General features: G+C 65.0%; 14 protein-coding genes. 11 read left to right on the top strand and 3 right to left on the bottom strand.

What is annotated here, in order from left to right:
- Window positions 1-85 precede the first annotated feature (85 nt).
- Window positions 86-1,552, top strand: a complete 1,467-nt coding sequence (gene eccB, locus ACZI8R_RS07085) for a type VII secretion protein EccB (protein WP_463378885.1) — start codon at window positions 86-88, stop codon at window positions 1,550-1,552.
- Window positions 1,553-1,655: 103 nt separating this feature from the next.
- On the opposite strand, the gene mycP is transcribed toward eccB, so the two are convergent.
- Together mycP and eccD are read right to left on the bottom strand one after the other, a co-directional pair.
- The gene (gene mycP / locus ACZI8R_RS07080) at window positions 1,656-3,059 is read right to left on the bottom strand and encodes a type VII secretion-associated serine protease mycosin (RefSeq protein ID WP_463378884.1); all 1,404 of its coding nucleotides are present in this window, start codon (window positions 3,057-3,059) and stop codon (window positions 1,656-1,658) included.
- Entirely contained in the window at window positions 3,056-4,528 is a 1,473-nt protein-coding gene (gene eccD, locus ACZI8R_RS07075) for a type VII secretion integral membrane protein EccD (RefSeq protein WP_463378883.1), read from the bottom strand. Before eccD ends, mycP begins: the two co-directional genes overlap by 4 nt.
- A gap of 270 nt (window positions 4,529-4,798) precedes the next feature.
- On the opposite strand from eccD, the gene eccCa reads away from it, so the two are divergent.
- The 10 genes from eccCa to ACZI8R_RS07025 all read left to right on the top strand — a co-directional run bounded on the left by eccCa (window position 4,799) and on the right by ACZI8R_RS07025 (window position 16,288).
- On the top strand, window positions 4,799-8,794 hold the full coding sequence (gene eccCa / locus ACZI8R_RS07070) for a type VII secretion protein EccCa (protein WP_463378882.1): 3,996 nt from the start codon (window positions 4,799-4,801) through the stop codon (window positions 8,792-8,794).
- Window positions 8,791-10,224, top strand: a complete 1,434-nt coding sequence (locus ACZI8R_RS07065; RefSeq protein ID WP_463378881.1) for a type VII secretion-associated protein — start codon at window positions 8,791-8,793, stop codon at window positions 10,222-10,224. Before eccCa ends, ACZI8R_RS07065 begins: the two co-directional genes overlap by 4 nt.
- Window positions 10,225-10,361: 137 nt before the next feature.
- Window positions 10,362-10,679 (top strand): WXG100 family type VII secretion target, encoded by a 318-nt coding sequence (locus ACZI8R_RS07060; protein ID WP_463378880.1) that lies wholly within the window; start codon window positions 10,362-10,364, stop codon window positions 10,677-10,679.
- Between the two features lie 58 nt (window positions 10,680-10,737).
- Window positions 10,738-11,025, top strand: coding sequence for a WXG100 family type VII secretion target (locus ACZI8R_RS07055; protein WP_463378879.1), 288 nt, complete (start codon window positions 10,738-10,740; stop codon window positions 11,023-11,025).
- A 246-nt stretch (window positions 11,026-11,271) separates the two neighbouring features.
- Window positions 11,272-11,715, top strand: coding sequence for a 50S ribosomal protein L13 (gene rplM / locus ACZI8R_RS07050; protein WP_463378878.1), 444 nt, complete (start codon window positions 11,272-11,274; stop codon window positions 11,713-11,715).
- Entirely contained in the window at window positions 11,712-12,248 is a 537-nt protein-coding gene (gene rpsI, locus ACZI8R_RS07045; protein ID WP_463378877.1) for a 30S ribosomal protein S9, read from the top strand. The genes rplM and rpsI overlap by 4 nt, the downstream gene beginning before the upstream one ends.
- Before the next feature lie 136 nt (window positions 12,249-12,384).
- Window positions 12,385-13,719 carry a phosphoglucosamine mutase gene (gene glmM, locus ACZI8R_RS07040; protein ID WP_463378876.1) on the top strand — a complete coding sequence of 445 codons (1,335 nt, stop codon included), beginning with the start codon at window positions 12,385-12,387 and terminating at the stop codon, window positions 13,717-13,719.
- Between the two features lie 121 nt (window positions 13,720-13,840).
- Complete coding sequence (locus ACZI8R_RS07035; protein WP_463378875.1) at window positions 13,841-14,137, top strand: hypothetical protein; 297 nt, start codon at window positions 13,841-13,843, stop codon at window positions 14,135-14,137.
- Entirely contained in the window at window positions 14,134-16,092 is a 1,959-nt protein-coding gene (locus tag ACZI8R_RS07030) for a hypothetical protein (protein ID WP_463378874.1), read from the top strand. The genes ACZI8R_RS07035 and ACZI8R_RS07030 overlap by 4 nt, the downstream gene beginning before the upstream one ends.
- Window positions 16,093-16,099: 7 nt before the next feature.
- Window positions 16,100-16,288 carry a hypothetical protein gene (locus tag ACZI8R_RS07025; protein ID WP_463378873.1) on the top strand — a complete coding sequence of 63 codons (189 nt, stop codon included), beginning with the start codon at window positions 16,100-16,102 and terminating at the stop codon, window positions 16,286-16,288.
- Window positions 16,289-16,328: 40 nt separating this feature from the next.
- Here ACZI8R_RS07025 and ACZI8R_RS07020 read toward each other — a convergent pair whose 3' ends face one another.
- Window positions 16,329-17,174, bottom strand: a complete 846-nt coding sequence (locus tag ACZI8R_RS07020) for a dienelactone hydrolase family protein (protein ID WP_463378872.1) — start codon at window positions 17,172-17,174, stop codon at window positions 16,329-16,331.
- Window positions 17,175-17,197 lie beyond the last annotated feature (23 nt).

Genomic DNA, 17,197 nt, shown 5'->3' with positions numbered 1-17,197 from the left:
CAGACCGGCACCCCGTCCACTGCAATGACGTTTGTGGGAACTGTACTGTGTCACGTCGAGAGCCGTGCAGTACGGGGGAGGAACTATGGCTGTAACACCCACAACCAAGTGGCAGGTCAACGGATATCGCTTCTTGGTTCGGCGTATGGAGCACGCGCTCGTTCGCCGTGACGTGCGGATGCTTCACGACCCGATGAAATCGCAGTCGCGGGCCCTCGTGGTCGGTGTCGTCGTGGCCTCGCTGGGCCTCGGTGCGTGCGGCGCGTTGGCGCTCTTTCGCCCCCAGGACAAGCTCGGAGACTCGGCAATCGTGGTCGGTAAGGAGTCCGGGGCGATGTTCGTGGCCTACGAGGACACGTTGCGGCCTGTGCTCAATCTCGCGTCCGCTCGACTCATCGCCGACAGCGCGGAAAAGCCTGCAGTGGTGAAGGATTCCGAGTTGGACAGCCAGCCGCGCGGAGCGCTCGTCGGAATTCCAGGAGCGCCCTCCGACCTGTCCCAGGGCTCGCAGGCGCCGTGGAGTGTGTGCGACACCATCGCGAGCGGTAAGGGTTCGGTAACCACTTCGGTCCTGATAGGGGACACCCAGATGGGTGAGGGCGTCGGTGAACTGGGCGAGTCCGACACGATGTTGGTGTCCAATTCCGACAAGACCTACCTGGTGTACGACGGCAAGCGCGCCCGGATCGATCTGACCAAGCCGTCGATCACGCGTGCGCTGAGCATCGACGACGCGAAACCGCGACAGGTGAGCAAGTCCCTCATCAATTCGATCCCCGAAGTGACGAGGGTCGAAGCGCCGGCCATACCGAATTCAGGTGGCCGCCCGAACTTCTCGCTGAAAGACAAGAAGATCGGCTCGGTATTCCAGGTTCACATCGGTGGTGAAACCGAGCACTACGTGGTCTTGAAGGACGGGATTCAGAAGATCAGCAAGGCCGTCGCGAACCTGATCTTCTTCGACGATGCGCAAGGTGACTCGGAGATGTCGAGCGTCAGCGCAGACGCCATGGGTGAGATCCCCACGACCTCGCGGAGCTTGCCGGTCGACGACTTTCCGAGCGACGTCGAGAAGGTGGTCGGTGCAACCGAGAGCCCGGTGAGCTGCATGACGTGGCGGCCGCTCAGCGATTCGTCCGAGTCCTCGGACGGGGTTCCCGGTGCGACCCTCGAACTTGTTGCCGGGCGCACTCTTCCGGTCGCATCCGATGCACGACCGGTCCGACTCGCCCAGGCCGACGGCGGCGGGGACAACGCCGACGAAGTGCTGGTGTCACCGGGAGCCGGCGGATTCGTGCAGGCGACCGGTCTGGAGCCGGGAAGCACCCGACGAGACGGCATCTTCTACATCGCGGACACGGGTGTGCGATTCGGTGTGAAGGATGCAGAGACCGCAAAGAAGCTGGGGTTGGAGGACGAACCGTCGCGTGCGCCGTGGCCGATGATGGAACTCCTCGCTCCGGGGCCTGCTTTGAGCCGTGAAGCGGCGCTCGTCGCCCACGACGGGGTCACTCCGGACTCCAAGGGTGCGTCGCCGGCATCGGGAAGCTGAGACCGGAGCGCAGCCCGCGAGTTCCGCACGACAGCAGTGGGGGCGGACACCGATCAGGTGTCCGCCCCCACTGCTGTTCGATCAGTCCGTACAGCGTTTGCGTTCAGTCCTTGCGGCTGTCGGCAATCGCCTGGAGCCTTCTGCGTAGTGGGAAGGACCCGAGTACGCCGAGCGTGAGAAGTGCCGCCAGCGTTCCTACCGAGGCCAGCGCGACGGTGCGCGGCCGCATATCGACCGCGTCGGGAGGCGTGGGTGCGGCGATTTCCATGGACTTGGGTGCATCTGGGGCGACGCCGGCGAGCGGTACGTCGGCGGTGACGGCAGCCAACGGGTCGATCACACCGTGTCCGACGACGGGATTCCATCCCTCTGCGGGGGCATGTGCGGTGGCTTCGATTCGGGCGATCACCTGTGGCGCCGTCAGTTCGGGGAACCGTGCGCGTACCAAGGCCGCCGTTGCGGATACAAACGGGGCGGAAAAGCTGGTGCCACTGATCGGGTTGGGCTGGCCGTTCTGCCCGTAGGTCCCATTGGTCAGCCCACCCGATCCGGGCATGAGAGAAACCAACCCGGTACCCGGGGCAGCGACGTCGACCCACGGACCGGCGAGACTCTCCTCGCTGGGCGTGCCGTCCGCGTTCACGCGGCCGACGGTCAGCACATTGGCGTCGTGCCAAGCCGGGCTGGCCAGAGTGAACACGCTGTCCGATGTGTCGTCTGCCGGGTTCAGGGGATCGAGTCCCGGATTCTGGTTGTCGCAGCCCCCGCCGCCGACGTTGCCTGCCGCCGCGACGACAACGGCATCGTGAACGGTGGCTGCGTAGTTCACCGCTGCGCCGAGATACCGGTCGTCGCTACCCATGCCCATTGCGGCGCTACGGCAGGCGACCTCCGAGATGTTGATGACGCCGGCGCCCTTCTCGGCGGCCTGGCGAATCGCCGCAGCCAGCGTGAGAACGTTGCCCGCTCCTTCGGAGTTCGCGGCCTTCTCCGGATCCTCCTCCTGGCGCCCGGCCGGACCGTACATGGCACTCGACTGGCGAATGCTCATGATGTGCGCGCCCGGAGCGCCGCCGGCGAAGCCGGAACCTTCCTTGGGTTGTGCGGCAATCAGTCCGGCTACCAGTGTTCCGTGCATGTCACAGTCTTCGGTGCCGTCGGTGCTCCCGACGAGATCGGCCTCGCCCGTGAGATTGGGAAGCCGGGGGTGGTGCGCGACGCCCGTGTCGATGACGGCGACCGTCTGCCCCTCGCCGCGGGTGAACTTCCAAGCGGACTGGAAGTCGAGATTCCGTTGCGACACCGGAATTTCCGGGCCGTCGGACGCCTCGACAGCGCCGTTGCACGGGACGTTGTTCTTACGCTCGACCTTCGTCGTATCCGGGGGCGGCACCATCGACGGGTCGTTCGGTAGCGGCTCCGCTGCCATGGCTCCTGGCTGGCCCATCGCCGAGCTCAGGGCGACGACGACCGAGACGACGGCAATGCGGGCGGCGGCGTTCCTCACAGTCCGCGCATCATCGTGTACATGTTGGTGACCCAGCACACCAACGGAACGATCGAAGCGATGAATGCCAGGTCGATCAGTTCGGCGATCCGTCGCATCACCGGGGAGAAGGTCTGCTTGGGCGCCAGGATTCCGAAGGTCAGTGCGCTCACCACGAAGATCATGGCGATGGCGAACACTGCGATCGAAGTCAACCCGGAGACGGTCACGGCTGCCGCGGTCGTCAACAGCAGCAGAATTGCGGAGCCGCCGGCGACGAGTGGTGCCGCCTGGTGAATGCTGCTGTACGTGCGACCGCGAAACATGAGGACGGCTGCTGCGGAGATCGCGAGTGCAGTACCGGGCCAATAGATTCCGCCGGAGGTCATCGACTGGGCGGCCACCAGTGCGCAGCACACGGTGGTGAGAGTCATCGCCACGACGAGTCCGGTGAGGTACTGACGGGCGCGAGTGGATCTGGTCAACAGTTCGTCGTAGGACAGACGTGCGACCTGATCGTCCGGGTCGTCTTCGGACGGATCGACCGACGTGCCGGGCGCGGGGACCGGAGGCAGTGGCAGCTTGGCCATCAGCATCGAGATGCGGGCCGAGAAGGCGAGACCGATGAGTCCGACCGCCAGAGTGCCCGCTGCGATCTCGTGTGCATTCGCGTCCGTGAGAGTGCCGACGAGCGCCGCAGGTGTGGCGATGACCGCAATGGAAGCGGCCGCGGTGAACAGCGAAAGACCGACACCGCTGACTCGGAGCCCGAGAATTGCGGTCGCGCCGGTGAGCGCGGATCCGAGCAGAAGATGTGGAGCACCGAAGTCGCCGGGGACGAACAGTGCACCGCCGGTGAATGCCAGTGGTAGCGAGGCACATCCGAGAACGATTGCGCTTCGAACGTCACCGTAGATACGGCTCGTGAGTGCTCCGGCGATCAGGAACAGCAGCGCCATGAGTAGGGCAAACCCCGCGCCGATCAGATTCTCGCCGTCGCGGGCGGACCACAGAAGCGCGAAGGAACCGGCAAGGGTCGCGAGCAACCCGACGGCCGATCCCATGACGCGTGCAGACTCGGCAGTCCACTCGCTGTCCTGCTCGGACCCGGCCGTCGCGACGTTGTACATGATGTCGTCGAAGAGAGGGGCGGGTGCGCTGGCGCGGGCACTCTCGAGAACGAGGAGGTCGCCGTCGCGGATGCCGTGCTCGTGGAGAGTCAGGGTGGAGGACAACGGTGCCTGGCCGATCTTGGCGAGGACCCATTCGCTCGGCTCGTACTCTTCGACGACATCGTCGAAGTCGTTGCTGCCGCGATGACTACGGATCGTGTCGACGATGCCGGGGACCAGCAACGCGAGCGGAATGGTGGCGGGTACCGCCATGTCCACCTGGGAGTGTGTCGACAGGACCGTCAGCCTGCACAGATCGGTGGCCGCACTCGTTCCCGACGTGCGGGTGTGGCGCGAGTCGCCGCTGGTGATGGTCAATGCTTTTCCCCCAACTCTGCGACGCACAGCCCCACCTGCGCCGATACGTTACTCATGAACATCCGCCGGATACTCCGTGTTTCGGACCAGGGGCACTCTACGACACGGACGACGTGAGGCGCACGGGCGGTGCAATTCGTAGCGGCCCCAAACCCTCGCTGTACCGAACCGTCTTCCATGGTCTAGCCTTTGTTGCTGCGAGACCCGCCCTGGGGGGCTGCCGGGAATTCCGGATACGGGTCGTGAACGTCTCGAGGGGGTCGGCTACACGTGAGCACCAGTCGGTTCGTGCGCAAAGCACGGCGTGAGGTACCACGTATCCCCGGCGGCGAGGTGAGCCTCCAGGCTCCGCCCGAGATCCCGCGCATGGTGCCGGGCAACCTGATCACCAAACTTCTTCCGCTCGTGATGGTCGTCGCGATGGTCGGCATGATGGCGTTGATGTTCACGTCGGGCATGGCACGCAGTCCGATGTCGATGCTGTTCCCGCTCATGATGATGGTGTCGATGCTCGGCATGCTGGCCGGCGGCGGCAAGGGCGGGCCCAAGGCGTCCGAAGCGAACGAAGACCGCAAGGACTACCTTCGCTATCTCGATCAATTGCGTAAGGACGTCAACGAGACCGGCGACCAGCAGCGCAAGTCCCTCGAATGGAGCCACCCGGAGCCGAGACTGCTCTGGACCCTGGCCGGTACGTCGCGCATGTGGGAGCGCCGCACCAACGACCCCGATTACTGCCACGTCCGCGTGGGACGCGGAAGTCAGCGTCTCGCGACGCGCCTGATCGCGCCGGAGACGGGCCCGGTGGACGATCTGGAACCGGTCGCTGCGGTGTCGCTGCGCCGATTCGTGCGCGCGCACTCCGTCGTGCAGGACTTGCCGACCGCAGTGTCGCTTCGTGGATTCGCGTCGATCGCCATCGAAGGCGAACGCGCCATGGCGAGGTCTCTCGTTCAGTCGATGTTGATGCAGCTGTGCACATTCCACGGCCCCGACAACCTGCTTGTCGCGGTCGTGTGCGGGCCCGACACCGAGAACGAATGGGAATGGGCCAAGTGGCTTCCCCATGCTCAGCATCCCGAGGTCGCAGACGGCGTCGGCACCTCGAGGATGGTGTTCGGGTCGATTCTCGAACTGGAAAGCGCTCTCGGCCCGACACTGACCATGCGAAACCGCTTCTCGCGCAATGCGCCGTCGACGCCTGGGGTTCCGCAGATGGTGATCGTCGTGGACGGCGGCGTTCTCGACGGTGAATCGGGAATGATCACCGACGGCGGTATCGAGTCGGTGACCGTGCTGGACATCAGTGGTTACTGCCCGCGGCTGACTGCGACCCGAGGGCTTCAGCTGGTTGCCGACAAAGGATCGCTCGGTGCGCGTAGCGGTAGCGGCGTAGAGATGTTCGCGACGGCGGATCTGATGAGCGCTGCCGACGCCCAGACTCTCGCACGCCGACTCGCCCCCTTCCGTACGCCGAGTCAGACGGCTGTCGATGCCGGGGACGACGACGACCAGCCGATCCAGTCGTGGGGGCAGATGATCGGCGTCGGCTCGGTCGGTCGCCTCAACCCGGAACATGCCTGGCTACCGAGAACTGCGCGCGAACGCCTGCGGGTGCCGATCGGTCTGGGTGTCGACGGCAGTGTGGTGGAGATCGACCTCAAGGAATCTGCCGAGAACGGCATGGGGCCGCACGGGCTCTGCATCGGTGCAACGGGTTCCGGTAAGTCCGAGTTCCTGAGAACTCTGGTTCTCGGACTCGTCGCAACACACTCGCCGGACGCACTCAACCTGATTCTCGTCGACTTCAAGGGTGGTGCAACGTTCCTCGGTCTCGAGGACGCACCGCACGTCGCAGCGGTCATCACGAACCTCGCCGAGGAACTCGACATGGTCGACCGTATGAAGGACGCGCTGGCCGGCGAGATGAACCGCCGTCAGGAGCTTCTTCGTTCGGCCGGAAACTTCGCCAACGTCACCGAATACGAGAAGGCGCGGCAGGCCGGAGCAGCACTCGACCCGCTGCCCGCCCTGTTCATCGTGGTCGACGAGTTCTCCGAGTTGCTCAGTCAGCACCCCGACTTCGCCGATCTGTTCGTGGCGATCGGCCGCCTGGGGCGTTCGCTGCACATCCACTTGCTTCTCGCCAGCCAGCGCCTCGAAGAAGGCAAGCTACGCGGCCTCGACAGTCACCTGTCGTACCGGATCGGTCTCAAGACGTTCTCCGCGAACGAATCCCGAAGCGTGCTCGGCGTTCCGGATGCGTACCACCTCCCACCCAGCCCCGGCGCCGGATACCTCAAGTGCGACTCCTCGGAGATCGTCCGCTTCCAGGCCTCGTACGTTTCGGGTACCTACGAGGGCGACCGCGCAGACCGCATCCAGGAGCGTGGCGCTGCAACCGTCGAGCTTCGCCCGAAGATCTTCACCGCCTCACCGGTAGCCGCCGACGTTGTCGAAGAGCCCGAATACCCGGCACTGACCGAGATCCATTCCGGTCCGCCCGAAACGCGCACCACCATCGATGTCGTCGTGGAGCGGATCGGCGGCCACGGCAACCCCGCACACGAGGTGTGGCTGCCGCCGTTGGACACGCCTGCAACTCTGGACGAGTTGCTACCGAGGTCGATCCTCACGGAGCCGGTACCGGCTCTCAGTACCCTGCGCGCGCCGATCGGCATCATCGATCGCCCCTACGATCAGCGGCGCGACCCGCTCGTCGTCGACCTGTCCGGTGCCACCGGCAACATGGCCATCGTCGGCGGTCCGCAGTCCGGAAAGTCGACAGCTCTCCGTACGTTGATCATGTCGATGTCGATGACCCACACCGCAGAACAGGTGCAGTTCTACTGCCTCGATTTCGGTGGTGGCACGTTGGCGGGCCTCAACGGTCTGCCGCACGTGGGTTCGGTTGCCAACCGACTCGACATCGACCGGGTGCGACGGACTCTCGCCGAGATGACCACGATCGTGCGACAGCGTGAACTCATGTTCCGTGACCTGGGCGTCGAGTCGATGGTCGAATATCGCCGACGTCAAGCAGACCAGGCATACGAGGGTCTTGCCAGAGACGACTCCTTCGGTGACGTCTTCCTCGTGATCGACGGATATGCCAGCATCCGACAGGATTTCGAGAGTCTCGACCAGTCGATCAACAACCTTGCCGCGCAGGGTCTGTCGTATGGCGTGCACGTCGTCATCTCCGCCTCGCGTTGGGGTGAGATTCGTCCGGCGCTCAAGGATCAGCTCGGCACCCGTATCGAACTGCGACTCGGTGACCCGTCCGACTCCGATCTGGGCCGGAAGGTCGCGGCACTCGTTCCGGTGGGACGTCCCGGTCGCGGCATGACGCGTGACAGTCTGCACCTGCTCATCGGTCTGCCGCGTGTCGACGGCAGCTCGAACCTCGAGGACCTCTCCTCGGGAGTCGGACATGCCGTCGCGGAGATCGCGGGCGCGACGCCAGGTCTGCCTGCTCCTTCCGTACGCATGCTGCCGGAGCGGCTCACGCGCGAAGAGCTTCTCGTGGAAGCGAACTCGTGGCCGGCATCGGTCGACCGTTCGAAGGCCAACCTCCAGATCCCGATCGGCCTGGACGAGGCAGAACTCGCACCGTCGTTCCTCAACTTTGCCGAGCAGCCTCACTTCATGGTCTTCGGAGACTCGGAGTGCGGAAAGACCACTCTCTTGCGGAGCATCTGCGAGGGGATCATGGACTCGAACACGGGCAAACAGGTCAAGATCGTGATGTGCGACTACCGCCGGACGATGCTCGGGGTCGTACCGAAGGAGTACCTCGCGGGCTACGCCCCGTCCTCGTCCGTGATGAGCGACCTCATGAAGGACCTCGCAGGTCGCATGCAGGCACGCACCGCGGGACCGGACATCACTCAGCAGCAGTTGCGAGATCGGTCGTGGTGGGAGGGCCCCGAGGTCTTCGTCATCATCGACGACTACGACCTCGTGGTCACTTCGAGTGGCAACCCGGTGGCACCGCTGCTCGAGTACCTGCCGCACGCCCGAGACCTGGGTCTGCACGTGATCATTTCGCGTCGTTCTGGTGGTGCGGGCCGTGCAATGTACGAGCCCGTGATCGCACGTCTGCGTGATCTCGTCTCGCCCGGTCTCGTCATGAGTGGAAACCGCGAGGAAGGCAACCTGTTGGGCACGGTGCGCCCCAGCGCCATGCCGCCCGGCCGTGGAACCCTTGTCAGTCGGGCCGGATCGGGACTCGTGCAACTCGCCTGGATGCCGCCGCAGATATGACCTCGGTCGCGATTCACCTGACGGATGCCGGCGTGCACGTCAATTCGCGAGGCGTCCCGTTCCCCGGTTCGGCGTCGGTCGGGATGGTGGAGAGAGCGAAGGCCCCGGCCACTGCTCACGTCCGTCGAGGACAATTCTCGCTCCCGAATGCGGAGGACGACTTCACCCTCACGGCTGACGGAGTCCGTTCCTCCGACGAAGCGTTCTCTGCGATCGTGGCGGATGTGCTGGCGGGAGTCGGTCACGACACCGCCGTGGATTCCCTGGCGCTCACTCATCCGAGTCATTGGGGTGAGACACGACGAAACCTCTTCCGGAACGTCGCAACGCGACTCGTTCCCGATGCGGTGACGGTTCCGCTCGCGATCGTCGTGGTCACTGCGGCTGCGTCCGACACCTCGAGCGAGAACCTTCGCTGCGTGGTGGTGGAAGACGGTGACGTGGGCGCAGTCGCAACGTATGTCGATTACTCGCTCAGCGAGTGCACGATTCTCGAGTGCGACATCGATGTGGACGACGAAGGTATCGCCGCCTTGGTGGGCCGAGTGGCGGGCGGACGTCCGGTCGACGCCGTGCTGATGTGTCTGACCGAAGACGTACCCGACAGCGCCGAGTTTCGCCGGACGATAACGGGAGCGTGCGGATCGGGAACGACGGTTCGGCACTTTTCGGCGCCGGAGGTGTCTGCCTCGCTCGACAAGAACTGGGGGCGCCGCGACGTCGAGGTGCGTAGCGAGCGGGTATCGACTCGGGCGCACTGGTTGACGGCGACAGAACAGGGCGACGAGGGTTCTCGCCGCCCGATGTTGTTGGCTGCTGCTGCCGCTGCCGTGGTGCTCGCCGTGTGTGCCGCCGCAGTGACCGTCTACGCGACGAGTTCATCCGAGACTGCGGCTGCTACGGATTCGCCGGACCGGCCGTTCTCGGATGTCCCGGCGCCGTCCAGGACCTCCGTGCCCACGTCATCGCCGACGACGTCAGCGCAGCAGCCGTCGAGCGCCGAGTTGGGCCGACTCCACGTGGAATTGCCTGCAGGGTGGGAATCGGCATCGTCGTCGTCAGGGTCGTCGAGCACTCAGGACCGGTTCGAACTTCGCCCGGTGAGCGGGGACCCGCTTCGGGTAGTGCTGGTCCAGAAAGACATTCGCGACGGGGCCGGGTACGAAGATGTCGCTGATTCTCTGCAGCAGCAGATCGAGGCCCGCGGCAATCCCGAGATGTTCACGGGGTTGGAGCGCGACGTGATTTTCGGTGGGCGACCAGGGATCGCGTACAGCGAGTTTCCGGATGGTCGCTCGCAGGTCGACTGGCACGTTCTGATCGACCAGGGCATGCAGGTGAGTGTCGGATGCCAGTTCGACAGGGCTCAACAGTCCGACATCGCGAAGCCTTGCGAGCAGATCGTGCGATCACTCGAGGTCGTGGAATGACGGCTCGTGATCGGCAGCGAAGAAACTTCCACCGAGGTGGAACCGGTTGGACGTCCGATGCGTCCAACTGTGTGTAGGGGTGAATCGGTGTGGTCCAGGTCGGGCCACCGCACCAGAACGTCTAGGGAGGAATCACCGTGGGACTTTCAGCAAGAGGCGAAGACATTGCGGCAGCGGCGTCGCACGTCGAGACCGTCCGGGACGGCATCGACGCGCAGATCGCTCAGATCCGTAGCCTCGTCGACGGTTCGCGTTCGGTGTGGAAGGGCGAGGCTCAGACGGCCTTCAACAATCTGATGGAGCGCTACGACTCGTCCGCGCGCAAGCAGAGCGATGCGCTCACGACGATCGCCGAGAACATCCGTAAGAACGGCCAGGGCTACGACGAGGGCGAGCAGTCGAACCTTCAGTCCCTGCATTCCGTCGAGGGAGCATCCGCAACGCTGGACATGTAGCAGCGCACTACATCCACGTTCCATCGGACGCACCGTCCACATCAACAGGGAGTGAACAATGTCAGATATCAATTACAACTTTCACGGCATGGCCGAGATGTCCGGCGACATCCGCAACCGTGTCGGCGCGCTGAACGAGACGCATGACGAGCTCAAGGGTTACGTCAATCGCTTGGCAGACGCCTGGGAGTCGGAGCAGGCCAAGACGGCCTACGACCAGGTTCAGCGCGATTGGGACACCGCCCACGCGGACTTGATCAACGTTCTCCAGATGATCGCCAAGACCGTCGAGGACGGCACCGCCAACATGCAGGATGCAGAGGTTCGAAACGCTGCGATGTGGTGATCGTCCACCACAGCCCGTAGGTGCCCCGGTAGCTCCGTTGCTACCGGGGCATTTGCGTAGGTAAGGGAGCCTCGCATTCGGTTTTGACCGGGGTAGGGCCAGACCGGTATCGTTCTTCGGTGGCGTGCCGTACGCCGCTGCATTTCAGTGCGCAGTGGCAGGCGGTTCTCGGGTCTCAACTGGCCGCCGAGAATCGCTCGAACGATACGCAAGGCCAGCAGCGATTGAACAAGACGAGGAAGTTCTGTGTCTACGTACACCCCAAAGGCCGGAGATGTGACCCGCACGTGGCACGTCATCGACGCCACTGACGTGGTGCTCGGCCGTCTTGCCGTCCAGGCAGCCAACCTGCTGCGCGGTAAGCACAAGCCCACCTTTGCCCCCCACGTTGACGGCGGCGACTTCGTCGTCATCATCAACGCAGAAAAGGTCGCCATCAGCGGTAACAAGCGCGATGGCAAGTTCCTTTACCACCACTCCGGACACCCGGGTGGCCTCAAGTCCCGCTCGGTCGGCGAGGTTCTCGAGAAGAACCCCGATCGCCTCGTGGAGAAGGCCGTCGTCGGCATGCTCCCCAAGAACAAGCTGGGACGCGCCATCAGCAGCAAGCTGAAGGTGTACGCAGGACCGAACCACCCCCACGCCGCGCAGTCGCCGGTGCCATTCGAGATCAAGCAGGTGGCCCAGTGACGGCGCCGGAGGAGCAGAACGTGTCCAACCCCGAAGAGATCACCGAAGCCGTCGAGGTTGCGGCGGACGAGTACGTGTCCGTCGAGGAGCCCGGCGTCGTCGAGGACATCGAGGCTGCCGCTGCTACTCAGGCTCCGATCTCTCTCGATCGCCCGATCCAGACCGTCGGTCGTCGTAAGGAAGCCATCGTTCGCGTTCGGCTCGTCCCCGGCTCCGGCGAGTTCAAGCTCAACGGTCGCACCCTCGCGGATTACTTCCCGAACAAGGTGCACCAGCAGCTCATCAAGGCGCCGCTGGTGACCGTCGAGCGGGATTCCGCCTTCGACATCACCGCACTCCTGACCGGTGGCGGCCCCTCCGGCCAGGCCGGTGCATTGCGTCTCGCGATCGCTCGTGCGCTCATCGAGGTCACCCCGGAGGATCGTCCCGCTCTCAAGAGCGCCGGCTTCCTGACCCGTGACGCCCGCGCCGTCGAGCGTAAGAAGTACGGCCTCAAGAAGGCTCGTAAGGCATCGCAGTACTCCAAGCGCTGATGTGCCGCCGAGGTCACCTCGCGAAGAGGTAGATCTCGGCACCTGTTCTCCTCGAGGGCAGGCGTCCAGAGTTTCCGGACGCCTGCCCTCGAGTCATATGTGAGGTTGTTCGAACGAAGTGCGAAGGGTTTGGTAGATGGGTCGGATGTTCGGGACGGACGGCGTTCGTGGATTGGCGAACGCGGATCTGACGGCGGAACTGGCGTTGAAGGTTGCCACTGCAGCGGCCTCCGTTCTGACCGCACCGGGAAACGAGCGACCGACCGCGGTCGTCGGACGTGACCCGAGGGCAAGTGGCGAGATGCTCGAGGCGGCGATCGTTGCCGGTCTCACCTCGTCCGGAGTCGATGTCCTGAACGTCGGTGTGCTCCCCACGCCTGCCGTCGCTTATCTGACGGCGAACCTCGATGCGGCGCTCGGAGTGATGATCTCCGCATCGCACAACCCCATGCCGGACAACGGCATCAAGATCTTCGCGGCCGGCGGACACAAGCTCGGCGACCAGGCCGAGGACCGAATCGAAGCCGCCATCGCTTCTGGTGAACGTCCGTTGTCCCCGACCGGATCCGGCATCGGCCGGGTACGCACCGTTGCCGATGCCGGCGAGCGCTATCTCGCGCATCTCGCCACAGCGTCCACCCGCCGCGCCGAAGGGCTGACCGTCGTGGTCGACTGCGCGCATGGCGCGGCGTCGGCGATCGCCCCGGCCGCGTACGAAGCCGCTGGTGCCCGGGTCATCGCGATCAACGCGGAACCCGATGGACTGAACATCAACGACAACTGTGGTTCGACGCATCTCGAGACGCTCCAGAAGGCTGTCATCGACAACAACGCCGACCTCGGCCTCGGTCACGACGGCGATGCCGATCGTTGTCTCGCGATCGACGCCACGGGCTCCGTCGTCGACGGTGACGCGATCATGGCGGTCCTCGCCGTCGGGATGCGGGATGCGGGTGAGCTGACCGACAACACTCTCGTCGCGACGGTGATGAGCAATCTCGGGCTGCACATCGCCATGAAGGAGGTCGGCATCACGCTGGCCACGACTGCCGTGGGTGATCGGTACGTCCTGGAGGCGCTGCGCGAAGGTGGCTTCGCGCTCGGCGGTGAGCAGTCCGGGCACGTCGTGCTGCCGGCCTTCGGCACCACGGGCGACGGAGTGCTGACCGGACTACGCCTCATGGACAGGATGGCCGAGACCGGAAAATCGATTGCCGATCTGGCAGCCGTGATGACGACGTTGCCTCAGGTCCTGATCAACGTCCGGGTCGCCGACAAGGCCGCTGTCGCATCGTCCGAATCGGTACAAGCCGCTGTTGCGATCGCGGAGGAGCGCCTCGGGGATACCGGTCGCGTCCTGCTGCGGCCCTCCGGGACCGAGCAACTCGTTCGCGTGATGGTCGAAGCGACGGAACTGGATGTGGCGCGGGGCATCGCGGAAGAGTTGGCTGCCGCAGTGTCCGCTGCCTGAACTACCGTATGGGTCGACGGGGGTCGGCCGATCGACTTCTGGATGGAACCGATTCGGACTCCGGTGCGTCCAATCCGGTAATCGGGTCGGTGAGTCGGTGTTGAAGGGTGGGGGATTTCGGATGGAACTCGACGTCGAAGCAGTGAACAGGGTGGGGGCAGGTTTCGTCGACGCGGCGGAGGCATTGTCCGACGCGGCGGCGAAGACGCGAGGGCTGGAGTTCGCCGGTGCACGTGCGGGCCGTGAGTACGGCGCGGAAGGCAATGCCCTGCACGAGGGCATGCTGCGAATTTCGGTCGCACTGGAGGCATGGGCGACCAGTTCGGGTGCTTTCGGTGAGTCGTTGCACAGCGCCACCGCTCGAGTCGTCGATGCGGACCGCGGGCACGCCGACGATGTGAATCGGATCGGACAATGACAGCCCGGCACGTCGCGGACGATCTTGCCCCGATCTCCGGTTCGCTCATGACACCGGAGGAAGCACTCGACAGGGGCGCCCGCGGGTTGGAGTACTTCGAGCAGTTCCTGCCTGCCGCACGACGCCTGGGGATCGAAGATCGCGAGTACCCCGATCTCTGCGCGAAATACGACGTAGAGCGTGGCCTGGACCTGCACGCTCTGGAATCGGACGTGGACGTCGTCGAGACTGCAGCGGCGGCCGCGCGGTCGGCAGCGGAAGAACACGGCGCTGCCGTGAACGCGCTGTCCTCGGCATGGTGGGACGGTGCGGGCGCCGATGCAGCCGCGTTCGCTGCGGCGGTTCGGGACAGGGCTGTGGGCACTGCCGAACAGCTCACTTTCACCGCACAGTCTCTCGCAGAACTGCCGAGCACTCTTCGGCAGGCGGTGCAGACGAAAGCATTCGAAGTCGCTTCTCTGTACGAAACGACCGTCGCCGGCTACACGGCACATCAGGTCGATGTGCTCGTCGAGATCGGTGCTCTGACCGCGGAGAGCGCGCCGTATCAGGTCGAGCGACTGCTCGCCGACGCCGCACGGTGGTGCCCGGACATCGCGACAGCCGCCGCGAACGCATGTTCCGACTCGTCGGATCTGTCCGGGACCCTCGCCGGGGTCGCACGCGGTCGGCTGCGTGATTCGTTCGTGCCCTGCTACACGAGCACTCGTGACCTGTTCGACGAGGCCTGCACACGATGCACCGATACGGTCCGAGCCGCATATCGTGCGGTTTCCGAAGAGGCCGAGAAGATCTCGGTGGACCCGTACCCCTCGCCGGGAGAGTGTGCGCCGATACCGGGGCCTCCCGCCGCCGTGCCGTCCGCGCCTTCGCCCGGTGCGCCGGCGCAACTCGTCGACACTCCGAGCGCTTTGCCGGAGGCGCCCCGCACTACTGCGCCGAATACACAGCCAGCTGTGACCGGGCCTCCGGTCCATACGGATTCGCGGAATGCGGAGGTCGGTGCCGAGCCGAGTCGGACGCGTCAACCGAGCCAGGTACCGCAACCGAGCTACTACGACACAGCGCCCGGAAGCGTCCGATACGGCGGCGGGTACAGCGATCTGTCGGGTATCGGACCTCTACCCGACACGGGCGGATTGTCGGGACTGCTGAACGGCGGGGCATCCGGATCCGGTCTCCTCGGCGATCTGGGCTCGGTCGGTAGCGGGCTGAGCGGTCTTCTCGGCGACGTGCGATCGCTCGTCGAGCCCGTCATCGACGACGTCGTCACCGCCCTCACCACGCATGGCGAGGAAGGTGAGTTGGAGAACGATGCCGACCCGGACGACGGCGTAGCGGCCGAAGACGGTCCGGGGACGCACCCCGAAGATGTGAAGAGCCTCGAACTGAAAGCGGACGGACACACCTGGACGCTGGCCATCGACGAAGGCAAAGGTATATCCCTGGCGATCGACGATGGGAACGGCGAACCGACGAAGTACGGCATCGAACTCGGTCCCGACGGCATTCCTCGAATCGTCGTAGAGAACGAGTCGGATTGCGCGGGTGAGCAATCCGGTGACGTCGAGGTCGCGCAGGCTGCCGAGGGGGCCGGACAGACCGGCGTGGCAGAACGGAAAGCCGTGGAGGAGTCGGTGGACGATCCGATTCCGGAGCCATCCGGAGTGGAAGAGGCAGGGGTCACCGAACCGTCGGTGACGGAGACCCCCGTCGCGGCACCGCCGCTCGCGGATATGCACGTGTCCGAACCTCCGGAGCCGGAGCCGGAGCCGGAGCCAGGGGCAGAGCCCGAGCTCGCAACGGTGTCACCCGAGCCCGGTGCCGAATCCGAAGTGGACCAGGCCCGTCTTCCCGGTCAGGGTGCCGGGAGTTCGGAGGCCGCGGGGCTCGGCTCGGGCGGTGCGGGTGACGATGATTCGGGCGCAGAACTGGCCGAGGCCGGGCCACTGTGAGTCCGCTGTGACTTCGGGTGCAGAGAAGTTGAGCGAGCTGAGGGCACGCATGGACGCGGATCTCGAGCGATTTCGTGAGCGTGTCGCAGAGGTGAGGCAATTGTCGGACGATCTTGCCCGCGCGAATGCTGAACCGGGTCCGACGTCGGCGCCGGACGCGGAAGCGGACTATCGGCCGGACACCTGGTTGGTCTGAAGGATCGGCCCGACCTCGAGGACCAATCGGATTTCGAGAATCAATCCTGGGGCAGCAGTGTTGCGAGCTCTGCCCCCGGCTCCGTTTCGTGATCGAAGGGGTCGACGACGGTGCTGTGCGGGATGTCCGCGTCTGCCTCGGCGAACGCACTGTAGGTCTTGTCTTCGGTGAGGACGTTGAGGAGAAATCCCGTCAGGAGTGCGCGGGTGGTCGCCTGCGTCTTGTGCTCCGGCCCGGCCGCTCCGACTGCGCCGAGAAGGCGGCGGCCCTCGACCAGCCCGGAGGCAGACGCACCGTCCACGGTGCGCAGAATTGCGTCGCCGCCCCATTCTGTGGCGAGTGCGGTCGCGTTGCAGCCCATCGAGTCGATGTCTTCTTCACCAGCGAGAATGAGTGCCTGTGACGTGACCTTCGGCGCATACTTTTCCGCCTTGGGGGCGGTGGGAGCAGGAAACAGTGCGGCCACTGCGCGGACGTCACGTTGTGCGGCAGCGAGGACTGCGGCACCTGCGCCCATCCCGTGCCCGACGAAAGCCACGCGATCGGCCTGCACGCTCAACTGGCCCGGGCCGAGCCGGACGCCGAGACAGATGTCGAGAGTGGACCGAAGATCGGTGGCAAGGTCGCGATGCGACGGAACGGGTCCGCGTTCGCTGTCCGGTGCGCCCACGACGAAGCCCCAGGAAGCGAGGTGTTCCAGCGTCTTGGCGTAGTGGCTCGAGCCGTTCATCCAACCGTGCGCGAACACCACTGCAGGCAGATTGAAGCCTGATTCGGGTGTGTACACCACGCCTGGCTGACCGGCGATGGCCAGATTTCCGCGCAACACACGGTTCGGGCCGCGCTTCGTGAGTGCGCGGGCGAGGGACTTCAGTTTCGGCGCCACGTCCAAGACGTTAACCGATTTGC

The organism is Rhodococcus huquni (assembly GCF_055231055.1).
This window is presented reverse-complemented; position numbering and strand designations above follow the sequence as displayed.

Excerpts from the sequence above, each read along its gene's own strand:
- eccB (WP_463378885.1), top strand. The coding sequence starts at position 86 with ATGGCTGTAACACCCACAACCAAGTGGCAGGTCAACGGATATCGCTTC.
- ACZI8R_RS07065 (WP_463378881.1), top strand. The coding sequence starts at position 8,791 with ATGACCTCGGTCGCGATTCACCTGACGGATGCCGGCGTGCACGTCAAT.
- ACZI8R_RS07055 (WP_463378879.1), top strand. The coding sequence starts at position 10,738 with ATGTCAGATATCAATTACAACTTTCACGGCATGGCCGAGATGTCCGGC.
- glmM (WP_463378876.1), top strand. The coding sequence starts at position 12,385 with ATGGGTCGGATGTTCGGGACGGACGGCGTTCGTGGATTGGCGAACGCG.
- ACZI8R_RS07035 (WP_463378875.1), top strand. The coding sequence starts at position 13,841 with ATGGAACTCGACGTCGAAGCAGTGAACAGGGTGGGGGCAGGTTTCGTC.
- ACZI8R_RS07030 (WP_463378874.1), top strand. The coding sequence starts at position 14,134 with ATGACAGCCCGGCACGTCGCGGACGATCTTGCCCCGATCTCCGGTTCG.